Raw genomic sequence first — 21,638 nt, 5'->3', positions numbered from 1 at the left:
ATGGAACTGCGGAGGCATGACGAGATCATCGCGATGATCAACCATGTCACCCAGCACGGGTACAGCAGCGCCGGGTATGCCCGGGGCTTGCTAGCGGCGCTCCACTGGGTTGCCGGTCTGACCGCTGCACCGCCGGTCAGCGACGTTCCGCTTGGCCGCCCTGTGACTTCCTCAGATGCGTACCAGGAGCAAGATCGAGCCTACGAGGCGATGAGCGTGCTCGCCGAACCCAGCCTCCTGGCAGTTGCCGAAGAGCAGGGGCTCGACTATGTCACTGCCGTGGAGAACACGCTGGCCTGGGCCGTTGGAGAGCATGGCTTGACCGCCCCGTGGGATTGACGAGTGCCGCCGAGCCATCGTGATCGAGTGCATCTGGGTTGGCTTGCTCATGACCTCCATGCCACCGCTCACGCTCTGAGGAGCATTTTGTGCATGGGCACGCCGACCTTGGCGAGATCCCCTGTGGTTATCGCTCGACTTCGCTGGTACCACAGGGGACAAGAACTCGGCAGCGCCGTTGTAGCGGGGGAATGTGGGCTGGCAGGAAGAAGTCGTCTCGGCGTTGGACGCCTGGGTCGCGCACGAAGGCGTGCCGGCGCGTGAGCCGCGGTGGCGTCCGCTGGGGCGGGCGGCGAAGAGCGGGAAGCCGGGGGAGTACGTCGTCGACGTACGTGGCACCGACATCACGACAGACCAGCTTCAAGGCGACAGCCTGAGGCTGGCCGGGTCGGACGAAAGCGGTGTGGACGCAGGCCACTCCGTGCTCGACGTGTTCAAGGACGGCACCGCACTGCGGGTGCGTGTCGCCGAGTTCGCCGACCCCGCTGACCCTTATCTGTGGATGAAGCCGCAGCCCGCCGGCTTCCTCGTGAAGGCATTGCGTGAAGGCTTGGCTGCGCTCACCGGTGCCCCCCTCGCTCACCTCATGGCGCGGGGCGAAGCCGGGACGGGACGGCTCGCGGCGACCGGGCTGCCGCCGGGAGTGCTGCTGCCCGCTCAGGACCTCGCGTATCGCGCATGCACGGGCGAAGGGCTGTGGCTGGTGTGGGGACCTCCCGGCACCGGCAAGACCACCGTCCTCAAGCGGGCCATCGTGGACCTGATGGCGCGCGGCGAACGCGTCCTGCTGGTGTCCGCGACCAACGTCGCAGTGGACAACGCCCTGTGGGGCGTGATCAAGGAGCGGCGGCACGCGGACGGTCACATCGTCCGTGTCGGACCGCCCCATCTGCGTGAAGTGGCTGAGGACGCAAGCGTCTGTCTGACACTGATGGTGCGCGAGCGGCTCGCCGATGTCGACGAACGACGCCGGGCGGTTGCCGCGCAGCTGGTTGAAGTGCGGGCGCGGGCGCGCGAGCTGGAGGAGCTGGAGCGGAGCCTCGCGAACTTCGACGCCATCGGGTACGCCGCGGACCGCACCCGCTTGGACGATCCCACCCGCACCTCTGCAGCTCTGACACGCGCGCGTCGTCAGGCGAATCGCGAAGCAGAGGAAGCCGGGAAGCGGGTCGAGCGGCTGGAGGAGGAGTACAAGGCGGCTGTCGCGGCTGTACGCGCCACGGAGCAGGCCCAGGCCGAGTGGAAGACATACGACGAGGCGCAGGCAGACCTCGCCGAGCTCCGAGTCGCCGTGACAGCGGTGGAGGCGAAAGCACTGCTGGCCGAGAACGAGCGCGAGGCGGCCTACAGCGCCCTGATGGACCTTGAACGGTTGACCGGCTTGGCGAAGCGCCGGGCCAAGCGGGACAGGGAGAAGGCGCGTCTTCGGCTGGAGACGGCCCGCACCGAGACCGATAAGGCCCAGACGAAAGCAGCGGAGGCCCGGTCGGTACTCACCCGAACCGAGCAGGAATATGCAGCACGGCTTGAAGCTCACCGCGCCAAGATCTCCTTCAGCAAGGAGGAGATCACGCTCCGCAACACGACCCTGCGCACTGTGGAGACCAACCTGGAGGACGCGTGGCGCGTGGAGAGGGCGGCGGCTGCCCGGCTTTCTCCACTCGCCGAGCAACTCGGCCTGTCAAAGGCGGCCGAAGCACGTGTCATGGAGGCCGATCGCCTCGGACACCCCCAACGCCATGCTGCGGCAGCAACACTGAAGCCTCAGGTCACTGCGGACAAGGAGAATCGCCCGGCCCTGGAACGCCGACATCGAGAGTTGCAGGAGGAGTACGACAAGCTCGCACGCGACGCACAAGGCGAGATCATTCGTGGTGCGAAAGTCGTTGCCACTACCCTCGCGCGTTTCCGCACTGTCAAGGCGGTGTTCGAAGGCGATTACGACGTCGTCCTGGTCGATGAGGCCGGTGCGGCAACCCTGCCCGAAGTGCTCCTCGCGGTTGGCAAGGCCAAGACGACGGCTGTACTGCTCGGCGACTTCATGCAGCTTGGCCCCGTCCTGCCGAAACTGGATGGCAGCAAGCGGCCTGATGTCGCGAAGTGGATTCTGCGTGAGGTCTTCGAACACTTCGGCATCGAGTCGCCAACGGCAGCGGTGAACCACAACGGGTGTGTCGTGCTGGATGTCCAGCACCGCTTCGGGCTTGACGTCATGGATCTGGCGAACACTCTTGCGTACGACGGCGTACTGAAGCCCGGCCCCGACGTCGTGCGGCGTGCTGAAAGACGCGAGTCGGGCGATCCCGAAGTCGTGATCATCGATACGGACGGCCTCCAGAGCCTGGCCCAGGCTCACCGCACCGGTCGCCGCAAAGGGTGGTGGCCGGCGGGATCCTTGCTCGCACGCGCACTCATCGACCTGCACGGCGAGGACAGCGAATCGGCTGGTGTGGTCACGCCGTATTCAGTGCAGGCCGAGGCCACCCTGGAGGCTCTCCGAGATACCGAGACGGGTGGGCAGCTTACTGAGGTGGGCACCGCCCACCGTTTCCAGGGTCGCGAGTTTCCGGTCGTCATCTTCGACACGGTCGAGGACGACTACGGTGACGGCCTCTGGATGGCTCACGCTTCTCGGGCCTCCGAGGCAACCGCCTGGGCCCGCGATGGCGTACGCCTGTGCAACGTCGCCGTCACCCGCGTCCAGACCAGGCTCTACGTCATCGGCAGCCGCAGCCGAATCCTCGCCTCGGGAGAGGAGACGGGCCTCGGCAAACTGGGTGCGCTCATCCGCGCCGGCCGCACCCGCTCTATCCCCGCAACCCGGCTCATCGCCCCTGCCGCGCGGCCTGTCACCGGCCTCGGCGAATTCGGCTCCCGTCTCGCCGATGTCCTTTCGCGTCATGTCGAGGTCTCCGAGGTCGACGACGAGATCTCCTTCTACGAGACCTTCGCCGCCCGCCTCGCCGAAGCCAATACCTCCCTATGGATCTGGTCTCCGTGGACGGCGAAACGACTGATTGGTCTACTTCCGGTACTTGAGGAAGCCGTACGCCGCGGAGTCCGTGTCACCATTTTCGTACGGGACCCCTACGACACAGGTCAGAAGAAACAGACCGCGCTGGTCCAGCGCCTTCGAGATGTGGTGCAGACCGTCGTCCGCGTCAATGTGATGCACCAGAAGATCGTCGTTATCGACGAATACACAACCCTGCTGGGAAGCCTCAACTCCCTTTCCCAGAGCCACTCGCGCGAAGTCATGCTGACGATCAAGGGGCACCATTTCGCCCGCAAGATCCTCGCCCACGAGCACGCCGAGGACTTCGCGAGGCCACCGCGATGCGGTGCGTGCAAGGGTGACGAGGTGGATCTGCGCCGCCGGGTGAACGGATCCTGGTACTGGCGGTGCTTCAACCGGACGTGCCCGGGGCGACGGGGCAACCGGGCGTGGGAGATGGCCGTGCGGTTCAGGACGGGGAGCCGGGGCTGAGCTGGATCTCGGCCCACACGGTCTTGCCGACCGGGTGCCTGGGCTGGAAGCCCCATCGCGTCGCGATGGACTCGACGATGACCAAACCTCGTCCGTGCTCTTCCCAGGTTTCCGGTGGCGTGGCGGAGGCCGGATGGGGAAGCCGCTCGCCCTGGCAGTCGGCGACCTCGATCCGCAAGGTGGCGGGCCCGGCTTCCGGCCTCGTCAGAAGGAGAGCCAGCAGGAAGTCCCGCCCGGGTACGCGACCGTGCTTCACGGCGTTGGCAGCGAGTTCGGCGACGAGCAGGGCGGCGGCATGCACTGATTCGTCGTCGTGGCTCCAGCCCCAGTCGGCGAGTTGTTGCACGGCGAGGCGGCGGGCGAGGCGTGCGCCGCGCCGGGTGGAGCTGAGGCGCTGACTGAACCGACGTCGCTCATGGGCAAGCTGGGGAGGGTGAATTTCTTGCGTCATGTCACAGAGCGTGGCCGGACGCTCCTACGCTGACCAGGAAGACGGCCAGTACACAGCGTGCTGGTACCGGTACGGCTGGCTGATCGTCAGGGGTGGCGGGCGTGACCGTACCGGCGTACGACATGGGGGCGGTGACTCTGGTGACGGATACGCGTATCGGCCCAGGCGGGGAACGGCGGCCCGAACCCCACGAGGGCACGGACAGCGCGGCGGAACTCAACCGGGCTGTGGGCAAACAGGTCAAACTGCTCCGGGAGCGGGCGGGCTGGACTCAGAAGGAACTCGGCAGCCAGCTTGGCTACAGCGAGGATCTGATCGCGTCGCTGGAGCGCGGGCGCCGGACGCCGCAGCCGGAGTTCCTGGACGCGGCGGACGACCTTCTCGACGCGGGTGGTTTGTTGAGCGTCACGAAGGAGGACATCGCGCAGGCCAAGGCCAAGGCGCGGGTTCGGCACCCGGCATGGTTCAGGGACTATGCGCGCTTGGAGGGGGAGGCTGCTGAGATCAACTTCTACAACAACCATGACATCCCCGGCCTGTTCCAGACCGAACGACGTGCACGGGCCCTCTATGAGATGCGCAAACCGCTGCTGGACGAGGAGACGATCGAGCAGCGTGTAGCCTCCCGTATCGACCGCCAAAAGATCCTGACTCCCTGGCCGCCGCCCATGGTGACCGCGGTGGTGGAGGAGGCCGTGTTGCGGAGGCCCCTCGGCGGTTGGGAGGTACACAAAGAGCAGTTGGAACAGTTGCTCAGGCTGGGGCGGCTGCGCAACGTCGAGCTTCAGGTGATGCCGATGGAGCGAACCGAGCACGCCGGTATGGGAGGGCCCTTCACTCTGCTGATCCCCAAGGGGAAACCGCAGGTCGGGTACACCGAGGTCCAGAATCATGCGCGACTGGCGACGGATGCCGAAGAGGTCCGTATCCTGGCCGCACGTTACGGCACCATCAGGGCCCAGGCGCTCACGCCATGTGAGTCCCTGGAACTGATCGAGAGGATGCAGACATCACGATGAGCACTGAGGATTCCGCACGACGCGCTTGGTTCAAGAGCAGCTACAGCGGCAACGAGGGCGGCGAATGCGTGGAGGTCGCCACGACTCCCGGCGCCGTTCACGTGCGGGACTCCAAGGAGCCGACGGGGGCACAACTCCTTTTCGCGCAGGAGAGCTGGGCGGCGTTCGTGGACTTCGCGGCGCGGTCCTGACGTACGAAGTGGGGATACGGCCACGTGGCCGTATCCCCGCATACACCCCGGTGCTCAGCCCAGAACCGTCGCGATAGCGAGAGCGATCCGCTCGACCCAGTCGATCGCGTCCGTGACATCCGCGTCAGAGATCTCGCGTCGGCGCTTGAGGTCACCGTCCAGCAGGTCCGCATCGTGCGCGATCCGGTTGCGGCGGTCGGTGATGGAGATGTACTGCTGCTTGAGGGACTGCGCGTTGTACGCCGTCCTTTCATGGTTCCACTGGTTGAGCTGAACGGCGGCCTTGCCCCAGATGTCCTCTTCGGTGACCAGCTTCAAAGCCTCGCTGATCTTGCGCGGGTTCTGGAGTGCCGCGTTGCCCCACTTGGCCTTGACGTGCTCCGAGACGGCGTCAGCGAGGGTGGTCGCACCGCGCCGCACCTCTTCGACCTTGACCAACGGCAGCTCAAACCTGGTCAGTTGGTGTGGCATTCCGGGGCTGTCCTCGGCGGCCAGTTCGGCCACCCGCCGATACAGCTCCTCATGGAACCAGTGGTCGATGGCGCTGACAGCCTGTACCCAGGCAGCACGGTAGAAGTCGCCGATGTCGATCACAGGGGACTGGAAGGCGGCCAGGCTCCGACCCGCGACTACCATCTTTCGGGCATATTCGAGGTTGGTCAGAAACGCCCGGAACTCGCGGGTCTGCGGATGTGCTGCCGCTGGCATGGAGCTCGTCTCCCGTCTCGCCGAATCGTGAGGTCAAGGATTCCGGCGAGAGCGGGGGACAAGCAAGTCACTTACAGATCAGTCGGTTTCCGTTGGCTGGATCTCATCGGCATCGGCCGGGACCTCGCCGCCGAGGGCCTCCGCGATGGCGGCGAACTCGCTGAGGGCGGCTTGCAGGTCCTCGACGATCTCCTGAGCGATCACCTCGGGCGGGAGCAGAGTGTCAGCGTCGTCGAGCGCCGGGTCCTTCATCCATGTGATGTCGAGGTTGACCTTGTCGCGGGCGATCAGCTCGTCGTAGTCGAACGCCTTGAAACGCTCGGTCTCGACACGCTCGGATCGTGGCTTGTCCGGAAGGTATGCCTCCACAAACTCGTCCAGGTCCGCGCGCCGCAAGGGGTGCTGCTTCAGCGTGAAGTGTTTGCCGGTGCGGAAGTCGTACACCCAGAGCTTGGAGGTGTTGGCGCCTTCGCTGCGGGGCGGCTTCTTCTCGAAGAAGAGGACGTTGGCCTTGACGCCGCCCGCGTAGAAGATGCCGGTCGGCAGGCGCAGGATGGTGTGCAGATCGAAGTCGTCGAGCAGCCGCCGCCGTACCTTCTCGCCGGCGCCGCCCTCGAAGAGGACGTTGTCGGGGAGGACGACGGCCGCGCGGCCGTTCATCTCCATCAGCGACATGATGTGCTGGAGGAAGTTGAGCTGCTTGTTGGTGGTGGTGGCGCGGAAGTCGTCTCGCTCGTAGGAGATGTCCTCCTTCTCCGCCTTGCCGTCCGTGCCGATGACGGTGATGGCCGACTTCTTGCCGAAGGGGGGATTGGCGAGGACGAGGGAGGCGTGCCGACTGGGCTGCTCGGCGAGGGCATCGCCCACAGTGATCAGGGACGGACCGTCGGCGTCACCGATGCCGTGGAGCAGCATGTTCATGGCGGCGAGCCGGGCGGTGCCGGTGACCAGCTCGTTGCCCCAGATCTTCCCGCTGCCCAGGGCGAGGCGCTGCTCGCGGGAGAGGTTCTGCATGTGGTGCTTGCGGATGTAGCTGTGGGCGGCGATGAGGAAGCCGCCCGTCCCGCAGGCGGGGTCGGTGATGGTGTCCTCGGGACGGGGCTGCATCACGTCGACCATGGCGTCGATAAGCGCGCGCGGCGTGAAGTACTGACCGGCGCCGGTCTTGGTGTCCTCAGCCCCCTTGGCGAGCAGCCCTTCGTAGGCGTCGCCCTTCAGATCGGTCCCCTGGATCGTCCAGTCCTCCTTGCCGATCAGGTCGACGACCAGCTTCTCGAGGAGGGCGGGCTCGGTGATCCGGTTCTGGGACTTGGCGAAGATCGTGCCGAGGGTGGTGCCGGGGTTCTTGGCGAGGGCGGTGAGGATCTCCCGGTAGTGCCCCTCCAGCGCCAACCCCTTGAGCTGGACGAGCGACTGCCAGTCGTAAGCCAAGGGTACGACGGGCCGGGCCTCGTGCTCGGTGAAGGGATCGGAGGCGATCTCGTCGGCCATCTTGAGGAAGAGCAGGTACGAAAGCTGCTCGACGTACTCGATGGTGGACAGGCCGTTGTCCCGCAGGACGTTGCAGTAGTTCCAGAGCTTGGCGACCAGGGTGCTGGTCTGCGCGTGCGCCTGGGCGGTGGTGGCGGGGGTCACAGGGGGAGCTCCTGCTGAACGGCGTTGGTGGGGGCCGGGATTGGGGTGGCCGGAGGAGGCGGGGGCGGCGCGTCTGCGGTGGCCGCCTTACGAGGGCGGCGGGTTGCGCGCTTGGCTTTGCCCTTGCCGCTGCCGGTTTGCGCCTTACGCTCGGCCTGGATGCGGTCGAGGAGGACGGAGGCGGGTTCGTCTGTGGGGTCTTGGGGGACGAGGTGGCCAGTGAAGGCGCGAGCGAGCAGAGCTTGCCTCAACCGGCCAGCCATTTTCAGGGTCTTTTCGAGCTCGGCACGGAATTTAACGGATCTCCGGGTGAACTCTTCAGCCAGGGTGACAATCTGCCGCTGAATGGCCAGAGGAGGCAGAGGGACGGGGATTGCCTCAACCTTGGCTTTGTTAAGCGCAGGCTGATTGCCGCCCGAACTTGCCTTGCGTGATTGCTGGTACCTCTCTTCGAGTACAAGATAGATGTACTCGGGCAGTATCCGTGTTTCAGATACCCGGATTGAGGCGCAATTCTGGTTATGAGCTGCCTCGATGTCGAGAATCGCTGCTTGACCTCGTGTCTTTCCCTCGCCGATCATTGCGATCATGACCGTTCCAGGCGGATGGAGACGCGTCATCCGATTGCCCACAGCTACATCGCTGATATGTTCTCGTGTATCAGTGACCCGATTGAAACTTACTTCGCCGCTCGATACCCAAGGGACTTGGCCAGACCAGAGGTCTGGGTTCTTACGGCTCGGAGTGGCTCCGACATAAACCCTGAAGAGTGCGCCAATAGTTGTCCAAGCCCATCCATCTGGTGTTGGCCAAGGCTGTTCATCTGGCGGGAGCTGCGTGCGGACATTGAATTCCTCGACGGCACTTGCGCCAGCAAGTGTAGGGAGAGCTTCCCCGCGGAGTGCACGTCGGATTGTTGACTGACGAAGATGGAGAGTTCGGGACAAGGATCGGCGCAGTGCTGCGGAGGCCGCGTCGATTCGGGAGAGGTGGTTTTCGAGGGCCTCGACGATGCGGTGCTGCTCAGAGGAAGGAGGCAAGGCGATTTCTATCTCGGCGAAGGCTTTGCCGGAGATCTCCTTGAATGTGGTGCCGCTCGCGCGGGCCGAGATGCTAGGCGTAGCGTACTGCAAGTACCAATAGAGATACTCTGAGGAAATTCCGGACGCGGGCACGATCGTCTTGAATCCCTGATTCGTGCAAAGAGCTTCTCCTGCAATTGTTGCGTACCCGATTGGGGCGCGCGAGCTGAACAACACCGACCCTGGCGGAACTTGGCGGGTAGAGCATGCGTCGTAGCCGCTCTGGGTGAGGAACCTACGGCCTGTTCGAGTTTTCTTGGCAGGGTTCCTCGAGAGATCGTCGGGGGTGATCCACGGAATATCCCCGCCCCAGTAGTCCGCAACGTTGGTCTTCGGAGTGGCTCCCGAGACCACGTCGCCGATTTGCGAGAGTGTCGTGCTGACCCACCCTGGTGGAAGTCCGACATCGCTCAACTCACTCAAGCCAGCTCCCGATTCAACTCACCCAACAGATCCCGAACATTCCGCCCCGGAAACGCGTGCTGGAATCCGCGTCCCCCGCCCCGCCCCTTAAAGGGCTCGGCGTTGAACTCAGCCGGACCGATCCCGACATCGCTCGCCACGACGTCCCGTATGGCCCGGAGCCACCACATCTGCTCTTCCGAGAAGTCCGCCCCGGCCTGCCGCTGCTTCAGCAGCCATGCTTCGAAGCGTTCCTCCACCGTATCCCGATACGGACGAAGCTCCTCATCCACGCCCAACTCATACCGGATGAGCGAGATCAGATCCGGCACGCCAGCCTCCGGTCCTGCCCTGTGTGCCGCCGCACCCAAATCCTCGTAGTACGTCCACAGCACCTGCGGCGTCCACGCGTACTGCGGGCGGTGGATCTCCACGGCCAGCTCTCGCAGCGCCGCGTATGCCTCTGCCGGAGACACCGTCCGGGGGCTGCTCAGCGCCAGTGACACCGCCGCGATGCGGTCCCGTTCCTCCTTCAGCAACCGGCTCCAGCGGCCGATCTCCTCCTGCGCGCGCTCCTCGCGCGGGACCTCCTCCAGGTCCACCTTCACCGCCGTGGTCTCGTCGAAGACATAGTCCTTGTCTCGACGGATCTCGATGATCTGCCGACGCAGCTCGGGGCTTGCCGTCAGCGGAGCAAGAGCGTCCTCCACCAGCTTCCGCGCGGCCTTCGCCCCTTGCTCGTCGCGTACCCGCTCCTGCCGGTCCGGGTCGACGGCCGCGACGATGGCACCCGCGATCTGGGACAGGGTGCGGCCACCGGCCGCCCGCTCCAGCTGCTCGCGCTCCTCGCTCGTCAGCTGCTGGTTCAGCCGGGCCAGCCGTCCCGCGAGGATCTCCGCCTCGCTCGTACTGATCGACTTCGTACCGGCCTTGTCGAGCAGCTTCGCCAGCGAGACCTGTCGCTCGGTCGCGGGTACGAGCGGACGTGCGTCCACCAGCGGGGAGTCCGTGACGCCCACCGCGTCCACGAGCACGAAGCGGTCCTTCCGCACCGACGCGTCCGCGTCCGGCGTGACCTCCTGGAGCTCAGTCGCGTCGATCGTCCGCGCCCCGCGTCCCTTCATCTGCTCGAAGAGCACCGCGCTCCGCACCTCGCGGAGGAATATCACGCACTCCAGCGCCTTCACATCCGTACCGGTCGCGATCATGTCGACCGTGACCGCCACGCGCAGCCGGGGTGAGGTCCGCAGTGCGCGGATCAGCTCGTCCGGGTCCTCTCCGGCCTGGCGGCTCTTGTACGTGATCTTCTTCGCGAAGTCGTCCCCGCGCCCGAAGACCTCCTTCACCTGGGCGAGGACATCCTCGGCATGGTCCTCGCCAACCGCGAAAATCAGGGTCTTCGGCAGGTCGCTGCGGCCCGGGAACCAGCGCCGCCAGTTGTCCCGGTAGGCGGTGAGCACGCCCCGGATTTCGTCGACCGTCACCACTGACCGGCCGATCTGCCCTGTCGTGTAGGTGAAGTCGTCGTCCAGCTCCTGGTAGCGCTGCCGTCGTGTCTTGCGGTCCTTGACCCGGACCGTCGTCCCGGACTCGATCGTCGCGACGCCGTTTTCGCGCAGGTCGGAACGGATGCGGACAACGTCGAAGTCGACGTTCACGCCGTCCGCGACCGCCTGCGGATACGTGTACTCGGAGACCAGGTTGCGATGGAAGAAGCCCAGGGTCTGGGGCTTCGGAGTGGCGGTGAGGCCGACCAGGTGGGCGTCGAAGTACTCCAGTACGCCCCGCCACAGCCCGTAGATCGACCGGTGGCACTCGTCCACGATGATCAGGTCGAACGACTCGATCGGCACGTCCGGGTTGTATGACACCTCAATGGGCGCGGCGGTCTCGTACGTGTCCTCGTACGCCACGCTGTCCGCCGCTGCGTCGGCCGGGTCGTCGTCCGTCAGTGTCTCGCCGCGCAGCAGCGAATACATCTTCTGGATTGTGCAGATCACGACGGAGGAAGTGTCCTGTAACCCCGAGGCACCGAGACGGTCGACGTTGTAGATGTCAGAGAGCTTGCGGCCGTCATCGGGGGTGGTGAACTTCCGGAACTCGTCAAGCGCCTGCTTGCCCAGGTTGTTGCGGTCGACGAGGAACAGGATGCGTCGGGCCCTCGCGTGCTTGAGGAGCCTGTACGTCTGCGCCACCGCTGTGTACGTCTTGCCGGCTCCGGTCGCCATCTGGATGAGGGCCCGCGAGCGGTCCGCGCTCAGGGATTCCTCCAGGCCGGAGATCGCGTCGATCTGGGCGAGGCGTAGCCCGTTCGATTCCAGGACGGGCAACTGTCGCAGGGCCGCCCGGAAGGTGGGAGCGCCCGGAGACTGGTCCGCGCGTCGCATCCAATCCAATACCGTCTCGGGGCGGTGGAAGCTGAAGACCTCGCGGGAGCGGGCGTCAGGGTCGAGCCGGTTGACGAAGTACGTTTCCGCGCCGGTGGTCGCGTAACGGAACGCGAAGGGCTCGGTCTCGCGCCACACCGCGAGCCGGTGTTCCTTCAGTACACCGGCCGCGTATCGGTCGTTCTGCTCGACAGCGCTGGAGAGGTGGTCGCCCTCGCGTTTGGCCTCCACCACGCCGACGATGCGGCCGTCGACGTACAGCACGTAATCGGCCCGGCCAGTGGCCAGGGAAAACTCGCGGACCGCTACTCCCTGCCCCGCTTGAGGGTTGAGCTGATCCCTGTTTTGGACCACCCAGCCAGAAGCGTGGAGCATCGCGTCGATGGCGTCGCGGGCCTGTACCTCGTTGAGCGGGGCTGGCCGCTGCGCGCGGTGGATGATGGCGTCCCGGCGGCCTGCGTCCACCTGCCGCGGCTGCTTGCGAGCAGCGTCGTACTTCGCCTGATGCGCGCTGCGCATCTCCTCGATCTGTGCGGTCAACTGCACTATCTGCGTGCGCAGGTCATGCTGATTGGCATCGGCGCTGGCGATCAGGTGCTCGGCCTCGGCGCGCGCTCTGCGCTCTGCCTCAAGCGCATCGCTGGACTCCGCGAGGCGGGTGCGGGCCTGAGTGAGTGCATCGCGGTGTCCGTTCAGAGCCTCACGGAGCTCGGCAAGCTCGGCCGGGTCCGTTAGCCCGGCCGTTGTGCCGGGATCGGTGGGTGGCACGAACTCGGCGACGGTCCGGCGTCCGTCGATGGCGTCGTGGAACCATAGACCGAGCTTGTAGCAGGTGCGGACGGCGGCGAGAGCGCGTGAGGTGTCAAAAAGGTGACTATGTGCCGCCTTGTTCCGGTCGCGGCGCAACTGATCGAAGTCGTCACGGATCTCGGGGACGAGGACTCCGGCCCGGGTGAGGGCGGTCAGTCGGTCGATCTGACGGTCCCCCTCGATGCGCATCCCGATGCGGGTGATCAGTTCCTCGGCGAGGACCTCTCCGAACTGGCCGGCCTGAACAAGGGACGAGTTGGGGTTGGTGAAGACCGTGGCTTCGGCCGACGCCCCGTACAACGCCAACAGGGGTTGGTGCCGGTACAGCAGTCCGAAGTTGGGTGAACCCTTCGCGAAGTCGCGAAGCCGGTCGTCCATGTTGGCCTTCCCCCTAGACGCGGCTGTCCATGTGGATGGCAGCCCAGCTTATGCCGCGCGCGCCTTGGACGACGTTCGTCGCGGCAAAGTGATGTGCGGCGCGTGTGTGTAGGCGCTGACGCGAGTGAGGGGTCTTTACCGAGTTCTCGGAGCGGGTGCCGGTCAGGTCTTGATGACGGTGACGTGCCCCCCGCAAAGTGCGGTGAGGTCCTCGGGATCTGACGTGAGGATCGTAACGGGCCCGGGGGCGGCGAGGGCGGTCGCGCTGAGCATGGCGTCGATGGCGTACTTGTGGCCGTGCAAGCCAGCGTCGGCGAGGAGAGCGGCGGCATGCCGGGCGATCGACTCGGTGACCGGCTCCACGACGAGGCGCGAGAGCGTCCACTCCAGGGCCGGGCGGTTGATCCGGGGGTGGACTACTTCCACCAGGGTGGCCGCGGACGTGATCACACGTAGGTCGTCGGCGCGGGAGAGAGCGAGCCACGCGGTGACGGTGCGGTCGCGCAGGACGGCCTTGGCCAGTCCCTCGCTGTCGAGGACGAGAGTGCCACCGGGAGCTGCGGGGGAGCGGTTCACGCAGCGTCTGCCTCACCGTTCGTCTGCTTCTGGCGGGCTCGGTGAAGCTGGTCGCGCACGGCCTGGATTTCTTCCTCGGTGATCGCTCCGTGTTCGGCTTCGGCGACTTGGATGAGTTCGTTGAGGTTGTCGCGCTCGATCTGGCGGGCGACGGCGGCGGCCACGTATGCGGACAGGCCCGAGGGGCCGCTGCGTGCACGGGCCGCTTCGGCGATGTCGCGCGGCATGGTGATCGAGTATTTGCCGGTAGGCTCACTCATGCTACCTATCCTACCAAGGATGCTCCCGCTTGCTGTTGATCCATGCATCTCGGGGAGGATGCTGCAACAAGGGCAGGGTCTGCGGGATTTGGGGTCTCGGGGCGCTCGGGCTCTGTTAGTGCCCGTGCGCAAGTCGACTTGCGCACGAAAAAGGACCCCGGTCTCAGCGCTTCCGCTGGTGACGGGGTCCATCAGGCACTCGCGTGAGTGCCCCCGGCAGGATTCGAACCTGCGCACACGGCTCCGGAGGCCGTTGCTCTATCCCCTGAGCTACGGGGGCTTGCCTGTCGCTGCTGTCTCGCTGCGACGAGTAGAACACTACCAGCTCGCCGAGGGTGGTCATGAACGCTTATCGGGAGCCGGCGGTCGGGGAGGGGATGTGGGAGCGGAGGGGCCTATACCGCATGTGGAGGGTGGGGCGCAGGGGTCTTGGGGAAAGGTCCCTCGCACGGGGCGGAAGTGGGGAAAACCCGGACGCAGCCGCGGCTGCGCGCCTACTCTTCAGGATGTGCCTGGCTTGTCCGGCCGGGTCCTTGTCGTCGACGACAACAAGGTCATCCGGCAGCTGATCAGGGTCAACCTCGAGCTGGAGGGCTTCGAGGTCGTGACCGCGGCCGATGGTGCCGAGTGCCTGGAGATCGTTCACCAGGTGCGGCCCGATGTGATCACTCTCGATGTCGTGATGCCCAGACTCGATGGGCTGCATACGGCATCGAGGCTGCGCGCTGATGCTCGTACGTGTCATGTGCCCGTCGCGATCATCAGTGCGTGTACGCAGTACGAGATGGACAGCGGGAAGGCGCTGGGCGTCGATGCCTTCCTCGCGAAACCCTTCGAGCCCGTCGATCTTGTCGAGCTCGTGCGGCGGCTGATGCGGCAGGGGGCGGCCGGTGCGGCCGCGCCTGGTGATGCCGAGCCGGTTGTGGGGCCCACCGGGTAGTGGTGGGCCCCAGGGCCGACCTGTTGGCCGACCTGTTGGCCGACCTGTCGCTTCCGGGTCGGGGGCTCCGCTGTGGGCTCGTGTCCGGCCGGGGGCTCGGCTGTGGCTCGTGTTGGTGCGCCCCGTGTCGGTTCACTCCCTGTGCCGTCCGAAGGGCGAAACCGGTTCGCTTTCGTACCCCCCTCCTCCCATACGCTTGTGCCGTGACTCCCGCCCAGCTCTCCCGCACTGTGCTGCACACCGTGCGTCGTGCCGTCGAGGACGACGAGCTGTGCGTTGCCGTGCCGGAGCGGGTGAAGGTGCGGACGCCCCCTCGGCCTGGGTGTGGGGATTACGCCACCAATGTCGCCCTGCTGCTGGCCAGAGATGGTGGGGATGCGCTGGGTATCGCCCAGGTTTTGCGGCGGCGGCTTCTCCGTACGCCCGGGATCGTCCGCGTTGACATCGCCGACCCCGGGTTTCTCAACATCACCCTTGATGCCACCTCCCATGCTCAGCTCGTGCGGGACGTCCTCGCCCAGGGGTCTCGCTACGGGCACGGTGATGCGCTCGCTGGGGTTTCGGTTCCGCTTGGGCCCGCCAACGAGGTGCGGGCCGCGCTCGTCGCTCATGTGGTGCGGGGGCTTGTCGGTGCTGCCGGGGGAGTCGTTGTTCCTGGTCAGGGGCCTGTTGTTCGGCCCGTTCCGGTCTCCGGGGCTGATCTGCTCCGCTCCCTCGGGGCCGACGCCGCCCGCTGGGCGTTGCTTCGGCCCGCCGGGCACGATCTGCCCGACCTCGAGCCCTCCCGTCTCCTCTCCCAGCGCGAGGACAACCCCCTCTTCCGGGTTCAGTACGCCCACGCCCGCACCCGCGCCCTGATGCGGAATGCCGGCCAGCTCGGTCTCGCAGCCGAGCCCGAGCCCGAGGCCGGAACCTATGGGACCTACGACCACCCCGCCGAGGTCGGCCTTCTCGGCCTCCTCGCCGATCATCCCCGCGCCATCGAGGCCGCCGCCCGGCACCGTGCGCCCGATCGGCTCGCTCGGCATCTCGTCGGCGTCGCCGATGCCTTCTTCCGGTTCCATGACCGGTTCCATGACGACTGCCCGGCCCTGCCCTCCGGCCCGCACAAACCCTCGGCCGTCCACCGTTCCCGGCTGGCCCTTGCCGACGCCACCGGAGCGGTGCTCGCCGGCGGCCTGCGTCTGCTCGGCATCAGCGCACCCGAACATCTGTAAGACCTTGAGAGAGACAGCAGAGACAGCATGAGCCGTTCCGCCCACCCCGCCGGGCCCCGCCACGCCGATGTCCTTCCCGAGGGGCACTACGCCGCGCCGCCCGCCGATCTCAATCAGCTCGATCCGCGCGTGTGGTCCCGTACGGTCGGCCGGAGCGCCGATGGCGTCGTGACCGTCGGCGGGATCGACGTCAAGACGCTCGCGGAGGAGTTCGGGACGCCCGCGTACTTCCTCGACGAGGCCGACTTCCGGGCCCGCTGCCGGGCCTGGCGGGAGGCGTTCAAGGGGGAGAAGAAGGGGGAGAAGGGCGAGGGGGAGGACGCGGACGTGTTCTACGCCGGGAAGGCGTTCCTCTCCCGCGCCGTCGTGCGCTGGCTGGACGAGGAGGGGCTCAACCTCGACGTGTGCTCCGCCGGGGAGCTGGCCACCGCGCTCGCCGCCGGGATGCCCGCCGAGCGGATCGCGCTGCACGGGAACAACAAGTCCACCGCCGAGATCGAGCGGGCGGTCGAGGAGGGCGTCGGGCGGATCGTGCTCGACTCGTTCCAGGAGATCGTGCGGGTCGCGCACATCGCCCAGCGGCTCGGCAAGCGACAGCGGGTGCAGATCCGGGTGACCGTGGGTGTGGAGGCGCACACCCACGAGTTCATCGCGACCGCCCACGAGGACCAGAAGTTCGGCATTCCGCTCGCGGGCGGGCAGGCCGCCGAGGCCGTGCGGCGGGCGCTCAAGCTCGACGGACTCGAGCTCATCGGCATTCACTCGCACATCGGGTCGCAGATCTTCGACACGTCCGGGTTCGAGGTCGCGGCGCACCGGGTCGTGGGGCTGCTCAAGGAGATCCGGGACGAGCACGGCGTCGAGCTGCCCGAGATCGACCTCGGCGGCGGCCTCGGCATCGCGTACACCTCGGAGGACGACCCGCGCGAGCCGCACGAGATCGCCAAGGCGCTGCGCGACATCGTGCACCGGGAGTGCGACTCGGCCGGGCTCGCGGTGCCGCGGCTGTCGGTCGAGCCGGGGCGGGCGATCGTCGGGCCGACCGCCTTCACGCTGTACGAGGTGGGCACGGTCAAGGAGCTGCCGGGGCTGCGGACGTACGTCAGCGTCGACGGCGGGATGTCCGACAACATCCGTACCGCGCTCTACGACGCCGAGTACTCGGTCGCGCTGGTCTCCCGCGCCTCCACCGCCGAGCCGATGCTCTCCCGCGTCGTCGGCAAGCACTGCGAATCCGGCGACATCGTCGTACGGGACGCCTTCCTGCCCGCCGACCTGGCGCCCGGCGATCTGATCGCCGTCCCCGCCACCGGCGCGTACTGCCGCTCGATGGCGAGCAACTACAACCACGCGCTCCGGCCGCCCGTCGTCGCCGTACGGGACGGGCAGGCGCGCGAGATCGTCCGGCGTGAGACGGAGGAAGATCTTCTGCGACTCGACGTCGGCTAGCGAGACTCCGCCGGTGGGAATCGGCTAGCGAGAAATGGATCTCGGATACTGGACCCGGGACAGGAAATCCCGTCCAGTGCATGAGACTGGTGCACTAACGCGCTGATGCATTAACGCGATGGATGAGAAACGAGGTCGGATGATGCGTACGCGTCCGCTGAAAGTGGCGCTGCTGGGCTGTGGAGTGGTCGGCTCAGAGGTGGCGCGCATCATGACGACGCATGCGGACGACCTCGCGGCGCGCATCGGGGCCCCGGTCGAGCTGGCCGGGATCGCCGTGCGCCGCCCCGGCCGGGTCCGGGAGGGGGTGCCGGCGGAGCTGGTGACCACCGACGCCACGGCCCTGGTCAAACGCGGGGACATCGATGTGGTGGTCGAGGTCATCGGCGGGATCGAGCCCGCCCGCACCCTCATCACCACCGCCTTCGACCACGGCGCGAGCGTGGTGTCCGCGAACAAGGCGCTGGTCGCCCAGGGCGGCGCGGCGCTGCACGCCGCGGCCGAGCAGCGCGGTGCGGATCTCTACTACGAGGCCGCGGTCGCGGGGGCGATCCCGCTGGTGCGGCCGCTGCGCGAGTCGCTCGCGGGCGACAAGGTCGACCGTGTCCTCGGCATCGTCAACGGCACCACCAACTTCATCCTCGACCGGATGGACTCCAGCGGCGCCGGCTACAGCGAGGCGCTGGACGAGGCCACGGCCCTGGGCTACGCCGAGGCCGACCCGACCGCCGACGTCGAGGGCTTCGACGCCGCCGCGAAGGCCGCGATCCTCGCCGGGATCGCCTTCCACACCCGGGTCACCCTCGACGATGTGCACCGCGAGGGCATCACCGAGGTGACCGCCGCCGACATCGCCTCCGCCAAGCGCATGGGCTGCACCGTCAAGCTGCTCGCGATCTGTGAGCGGGCCGCCGACGGCCGGTCGGTCACCGCGCGGGTGCACCCGGCGATGATTCCGCTGAGCCACCCCCTCGCCTCCGTCCGCGAGGCGTACAACGCGGTGTTCGTCGAGGCCGACGCCGCGGGGCAGCTGATGTTCTACGGACCGGGCGCGGGCGGTTCGCCGACCGCCTCGGCCGTCCTCGGCGACCTCGTCGCCGCCTGCCGCAACAAGCTGGCGGGCGCCACCGGACCCGGGGAGTCCGCCTACAGCCGGCTCCCGGTGAGCCCGATGGGCGATGTGGTCACTCGCTACCACATCAGCCTGGACGTCGCCGACAAACCGGGAGTTCTGGCGCAGGTCGCCACAGTCTTCGCCGAGCACGGCGTGTCCATCGATACGGTCCGCCAGCAGGGGAAGGACGGCGAGGCGTCCCTCGTCGTCGTGACCCACCGCGCGAGCGACGCCGCGCTGTCGTCGACCGTGGAGGCGCTCCGCCGGCTCGACACCGTCCGCGATGTCGCGAGCATCATGCGGGTCGAGGGCGAGTAGAGAGCGCACCAGAGGACGAGTCGTGGGCGAGCAGAGGCCGGGTAGCGGCCGCGCTGAGGCCGAACAGAGGGTGAGCGGAGAGTAAGGGAAATCATGAACGCAATCGCCGACGCCGGGCCTCGAATGTCCGGCACCCGCCAGTGGCACGGCTGGCGGGGCATCATCGAGGAGTACCGCGACCGCCTCCCGGTCAGCGGGACGACCCCCGTCGTCACCCTGCGCGAGGGCGGTACGCCGCTGGTCCCCGCGCAGGTGCTCTCCGAGCGCACCGGCTGCGAGGTCCACCTCAAGGTCGAGGGCGCCAACCCCACCGGGTCGTTCAAGGACCGCGGGATGACGATGGCCATCAGCGCGGCCAAGGAGGCCGGCGCCAAGGCCGTCATCTGCGCCTCCACCGGCAACACCTCGGCCTCGGCGGCGGCGTACGCCGTACGGGCCGGGATGGTCTGCGCGGTGCTGGTCCCGCAGGGGAAGATCGCGCTGGGCAAGATGGGCCAGGCCCTCGTCCACGGCGCGAAGATCCTCCAGGTCGACGGCAACTTCGACGACTGCCTGACGCTGGCGCGCGGGCTGTCGGAGAAGTACCCGGTGGCGCTGGTCAATTCGGTCAACCCGGCCCGGATCGAGGGCCAGAAGACCGCCGCCTTCGAGATCGTGGACATGCTCGGGGACGCGCCCGACATCCATGTGCTGCCGGTCGGCAACGCGGGCAACATCACCGCCTACTGGAAGGGCTACACGGAGTACGCGGCACCGTTCGCCGACAGCGAGCCGCGCGCCTCCCGTACGCCCCGGATGTGGGGCTTCCAGGCGTCCGGCGCGGCACCGATCGTGCGCGGTGAGCCGGTCAAGGAGCCGAGCACCATCGCCACCGCCATCCGCATCGGCAACCCGGCTTCGTGGACCTTCGCCGAGCAGGCGCGCGACGAGTCCGGCGGCCTCATCGACGAGGTGACCGACCGTCAGATCCTCGCCGCCTACCGGCTGCTCGCGGCGCAGGAGGGCGTTTTCGTCGAGCCCGCCTCCGCGGCGAGCGTGGCGGGTCTGCTGAAGGCGGCCGAGCAGGGGCTGGTCGACCCGGGCCAGCGCATCGTCTGCACGGTCACCGGGAACGGGCTCAAGGACCCGGACTGGGCGGTGGCGGGTGCGCCGCAGCCGGTCGTGGTCCCGGTGGACGCGGACGCCGCGGCCGTACGGCTCGGGCTGGCCTGACCCGGCGCGACGCGACCCGGAGCGGGCCGGTCCGGTAAGGCGCGGTGCGCCGTGGGCCCGGCCGGTCCGATACGGCGCGACCCGGCCTTGACCAGGGCCGGGACCTGCTGCGGTGGGGGGTTCAGCGGGCCGCCTGGCCCGGCCCGCTGGGCCCCTCCGCGCCACGTCGGCCCCGGCGTGCTGGGCCCCTCCGCGCCACGTCGATCCCGGCGCGCTGGGCCCCTCCGTCCTCATGCCGGCCCGGCCCGCTGAGCCCCTTCCGTGGCTTTTCTAAAGATCCACTCAAGTGGTGGCAGAGAAGCGCGAGGGCGTGCGAGCGCTCCAGTAGAGTGGTCGCGGACGATGGCAGGGAGCGCGACACGCATCGTGCGCCTCCCGTGCGCCCTATGTCGCCACAGAACCTTCCTTCGATAGGCTGTACTGAATCCGCCCCGACGCAGAGCGCTCGCCTCTGCGCGGCGTCGCCGTACTTGTCACGGCCCTCGCGGTGTTCCGTACCTCTTCGAGCAATCGCACGTAACCACAAGGAGAGTCATCGAGCGATGGCCGGTCCAGCGTTCCGCGCCGCCGCCGTCCGAGTGCGCGTCCCCGCCTCGAGCGCCAATCTCGGTCCTGGCTTCGACGCCCTCGGCCTGGCCCTGGGCCTCTACGACGACGTGGTGGTCCGGGTGGCCGACTCCGGTCTCCACGTCGACATCGCCGGTGAAGGCGCGGAGTCGCTCCCGCGCGACGAGAACCATCTGCTCGTACGCTCCCTGCGCACCGCCTTCGATCTGCTGGGCGGGCAGCCCCGCGGCCTCGAGCTGGTCTGCGCCAACCGCATTCCGCATGGGCGGGGCCTGGGCTCCTCCTCCGCCGCCATCTGCGCCGGGATCGTCGCCGCGCGCGCGGTGACCATAGGCGGCGCCGAGCGGCTCGACGACGCGGCGATGCTGGAGCTGGCCACCGAGATCGAGGGCCACCCCGACAATGTCGCCGCCTGTCTGCTCGGCGGCTTCACCCTGGCCTGGACGGACGCGGGGTCCGCCCGGGCGATCAGGATGGACCCCGCGGATTCCATCGTTCCGGTGGTCTTCGTTCCTGGCCGGCCGGTGCTCACCGAGACCGCCCGCGGCCTGCTGCCGCGCACCGTCCCGCATGTGGACGCCGCGGTCAACGCGGGCCGGGCCGCACTGCTCGTCGAGGCCCTGACCAGGCGTCCCGAGCTGCTGCTCGCCGCGACGGAGGACCGGCTGCACCAGGAATACCGTGCTCCGGCGATGCCCGAGAGCGTGAGCCTGGTGAACCGACTGCGGGCGGACGGCGTCCCCGCGGTCATCTCCGGCGCGGGCCCCACGGTGCTCGCGCTGGTCGAGGACGGTGCGGCCGACAAGGTCGCACGACTGGCGGGCGAGGGGTGGGCGGCCAACCGGCTGGCTCTCGACGCCGGGGGGGCGAGCGTCCTGCCGCTCACCTGACACCGCGATCCGGGGTGCCCCGGAGCCGGGAAAACTCGATAGCCGGTCTTGGAGAGGGGGAATGTTTGTTGGATCCGGTAGTGTTAACCTCAAGTCTGCACTCGATGCCTCTTGGATGTACTCGGAGGCGAGGTGCTCAGTGTCCCCATCAGGGACCACCCTTCTTCCGGGAGCCTCCCACACTGCCTGAGCAGCCTGCCTGAGCA

General features: G+C 67.6%; 17 protein-coding genes and 1 tRNA gene. 10 read left to right on the top strand and 8 right to left on the bottom strand.

Going from position 1 to position 21,638, the window contains the following annotated elements:
- A complete protein-coding gene (locus tag ACZ6TD_RS17145; RefSeq protein ID WP_471354903.1) occupies positions 1-339 on the top strand; it encodes a hypothetical protein in 339 nt (112 codons plus the stop codon).
- A gap of 193 nt (positions 340-532) precedes the next feature.
- Complete coding sequence (locus tag ACZ6TD_RS17140; RefSeq protein WP_471354901.1) at positions 533-3,826, top strand: AAA domain-containing protein; 3,294 nt, start codon at positions 533-535, stop codon at positions 3,824-3,826.
- On the opposite strand, the gene ACZ6TD_RS17135 is transcribed toward ACZ6TD_RS17140, so the two are convergent.
- Positions 3,804-4,277 carry an ATP-binding protein gene (locus tag ACZ6TD_RS17135; RefSeq protein ID WP_471354899.1) on the bottom strand — a complete coding sequence of 158 codons (474 nt, stop codon included), beginning with the start codon at positions 4,275-4,277 and terminating at the stop codon, positions 3,804-3,806. The genes ACZ6TD_RS17140 and ACZ6TD_RS17135 overlap by 23 nt on opposite strands.
- Before the next feature lie 122 nt (positions 4,278-4,399).
- Here ACZ6TD_RS17135 and ACZ6TD_RS17130 point away from each other — a divergent pair, with 122 nt between their 5' ends.
- Positions 4,400-5,296 carry a helix-turn-helix domain-containing protein gene (locus ACZ6TD_RS17130; RefSeq protein WP_471357809.1) on the top strand — a complete coding sequence of 299 codons (897 nt, stop codon included), beginning with the start codon at positions 4,400-4,402 and terminating at the stop codon, positions 5,294-5,296.
- Positions 5,293-5,487 carry a DUF397 domain-containing protein gene (locus ACZ6TD_RS17125; RefSeq protein WP_471354898.1) on the top strand — a complete coding sequence of 65 codons (195 nt, stop codon included), beginning with the start codon at positions 5,293-5,295 and terminating at the stop codon, positions 5,485-5,487. The genes ACZ6TD_RS17130 and ACZ6TD_RS17125 overlap by 4 nt, the downstream gene beginning before the upstream one ends.
- 54 nt (positions 5,488-5,541) lie before the next feature.
- Here ACZ6TD_RS17125 and ACZ6TD_RS17120 read toward each other — a convergent pair whose 3' ends face one another.
- From ACZ6TD_RS17120 to ACZ6TD_RS17090, 7 genes are all read right to left on the bottom strand, one after another.
- Positions 5,542-6,195: a hypothetical protein gene (locus ACZ6TD_RS17120; protein ID WP_471354896.1), complete on the bottom strand. Its 654-nt coding sequence runs from the start codon at positions 6,193-6,195 to the stop codon at positions 5,542-5,544.
- 78 nt (positions 6,196-6,273) lie between these two features.
- Positions 6,274-7,830, bottom strand: a complete 1,557-nt coding sequence (locus tag ACZ6TD_RS17115; RefSeq protein WP_471354894.1) for a class I SAM-dependent DNA methyltransferase — start codon at positions 7,828-7,830, stop codon at positions 6,274-6,276.
- Positions 7,827-9,266, bottom strand: a complete 1,440-nt coding sequence (locus ACZ6TD_RS17110) for a restriction endonuclease subunit S (protein ID WP_471357806.1) — start codon at positions 9,264-9,266, stop codon at positions 7,827-7,829. Before ACZ6TD_RS17110 ends, ACZ6TD_RS17115 begins: the two co-directional genes overlap by 4 nt.
- Before the next feature lie 65 nt (positions 9,267-9,331).
- A complete protein-coding gene (locus ACZ6TD_RS17105) occupies positions 9,332-12,889 on the bottom strand; it encodes a type I restriction endonuclease subunit R (protein ID WP_471354892.1) in 3,558 nt (1,185 codons plus the stop codon).
- A 162-nt stretch (positions 12,890-13,051) separates the two neighbouring features.
- Positions 13,052-13,465: a DNA-binding protein gene (locus ACZ6TD_RS17100; protein WP_471354891.1), complete on the bottom strand. Its 414-nt coding sequence runs from the start codon at positions 13,463-13,465 to the stop codon at positions 13,052-13,054.
- The gene (locus ACZ6TD_RS17095; protein ID WP_471354889.1) at positions 13,462-13,725 is read right to left on the bottom strand and encodes a CopG family transcriptional regulator; all 264 of its coding nucleotides are present in this window, start codon (positions 13,723-13,725) and stop codon (positions 13,462-13,464) included. Before ACZ6TD_RS17095 ends, ACZ6TD_RS17100 begins: the two co-directional genes overlap by 4 nt.
- A 208-nt stretch (positions 13,726-13,933) precedes the next feature.
- Positions 13,934-14,005: transfer RNA gene (locus tag ACZ6TD_RS17090), tRNA-Arg, on the bottom strand.
- 228 nt (positions 14,006-14,233) lie between these two features.
- Here ACZ6TD_RS17090 and ACZ6TD_RS17085 point away from each other — a divergent pair.
- The 6 genes from ACZ6TD_RS17085 (at position 14,234) to thrB (ending at position 21,432) form a co-directional block, all read left to right on the top strand.
- Positions 14,234-14,665, top strand: a complete 432-nt coding sequence (locus ACZ6TD_RS17085; RefSeq protein WP_232546197.1) for a response regulator — start codon at positions 14,234-14,236, stop codon at positions 14,663-14,665.
- A gap of 203 nt (positions 14,666-14,868) precedes the next feature.
- The gene (gene nrtL, locus ACZ6TD_RS17080; RefSeq protein WP_471354888.1) at positions 14,869-15,882 is read left to right on the top strand and encodes an ArgS-related anticodon-binding protein NrtL; all 1,014 of its coding nucleotides are present in this window, start codon (positions 14,869-14,871) and stop codon (positions 15,880-15,882) included.
- Between the two features lie 27 nt (positions 15,883-15,909).
- The gene (lysA, locus tag ACZ6TD_RS17075) at positions 15,910-17,331 is read left to right on the top strand and encodes a diaminopimelate decarboxylase (protein WP_471354886.1); all 1,422 of its coding nucleotides are present in this window, start codon (positions 15,910-15,912) and stop codon (positions 17,329-17,331) included.
- 139 nt (positions 17,332-17,470) lie between these two features.
- Positions 17,471-18,763, top strand: a complete 1,293-nt coding sequence (locus ACZ6TD_RS17070; protein ID WP_471354884.1) for a homoserine dehydrogenase — start codon at positions 17,471-17,473, stop codon at positions 18,761-18,763.
- 93 nt (positions 18,764-18,856) lie between these two features.
- Positions 18,857-19,975: a threonine synthase gene (gene thrC, locus ACZ6TD_RS17065; RefSeq protein WP_471354883.1), complete on the top strand. Its 1,119-nt coding sequence runs from the start codon at positions 18,857-18,859 to the stop codon at positions 19,973-19,975.
- A 542-nt stretch (positions 19,976-20,517) separates the two neighbouring features.
- Positions 20,518-21,432 (top strand): homoserine kinase, encoded by a 915-nt coding sequence (gene thrB / locus ACZ6TD_RS17060; RefSeq protein WP_020868419.1) that lies wholly within the window; start codon positions 20,518-20,520, stop codon positions 21,430-21,432.
- Positions 21,433-21,638: the final 206 nt, after the last annotated feature.

Source organism: Streptomyces yongxingensis (genome assembly GCF_055597465.1).
The sequence above is the reverse complement of the archived record's forward strand: the minus strand, read 5'-3'. Positions and strand labels throughout refer to the sequence as shown.

Coding starts and splice junctions, on each gene's coding strand:
- ACZ6TD_RS17145 (WP_471354903.1), top strand. CDS start 1: ATGGAACTGCGGAGGCATGACGAGATCATCGCGATGATCAACCATGTC.
- ACZ6TD_RS17135 (WP_471354899.1), bottom strand. CDS start 4,277: ATGACGCAAGAAATTCACCCTCCCCAGCTTGCCCATGAGCGACGTCGG.
- ACZ6TD_RS17130 (WP_471357809.1), top strand. CDS start 4,400: ATGGGGGCGGTGACTCTGGTGACGGATACGCGTATCGGCCCAGGCGGG.
- ACZ6TD_RS17125 (WP_471354898.1), top strand. CDS start 5,293: ATGAGCACTGAGGATTCCGCACGACGCGCTTGGTTCAAGAGCAGCTAC.
- ACZ6TD_RS17120 (WP_471354896.1), bottom strand. CDS start 6,195: ATGCCAGCGGCAGCACATCCGCAGACCCGCGAGTTCCGGGCGTTTCTG.
- ACZ6TD_RS17105 (WP_471354892.1), bottom strand. CDS start 12,889: ATGGACGACCGGCTTCGCGACTTCGCGAAGGGTTCACCCAACTTCGGA.
- ACZ6TD_RS17095 (WP_471354889.1), bottom strand. CDS start 13,725: ATGAGTGAGCCTACCGGCAAATACTCGATCACCATGCCGCGCGACATC.
- lysA (WP_471354886.1), top strand. CDS start 15,910: ATGAGCCGTTCCGCCCACCCCGCCGGGCCCCGCCACGCCGATGTCCTT.
- ACZ6TD_RS17070 (WP_471354884.1), top strand. CDS start 17,471: ATGATGCGTACGCGTCCGCTGAAAGTGGCGCTGCTGGGCTGTGGAGTG.
- thrC (WP_471354883.1), top strand. CDS start 18,857: ATGAACGCAATCGCCGACGCCGGGCCTCGAATGTCCGGCACCCGCCAG.
- thrB (WP_020868419.1), top strand. CDS start 20,518: ATGGCCGGTCCAGCGTTCCGCGCCGCCGCCGTCCGAGTGCGCGTCCCC.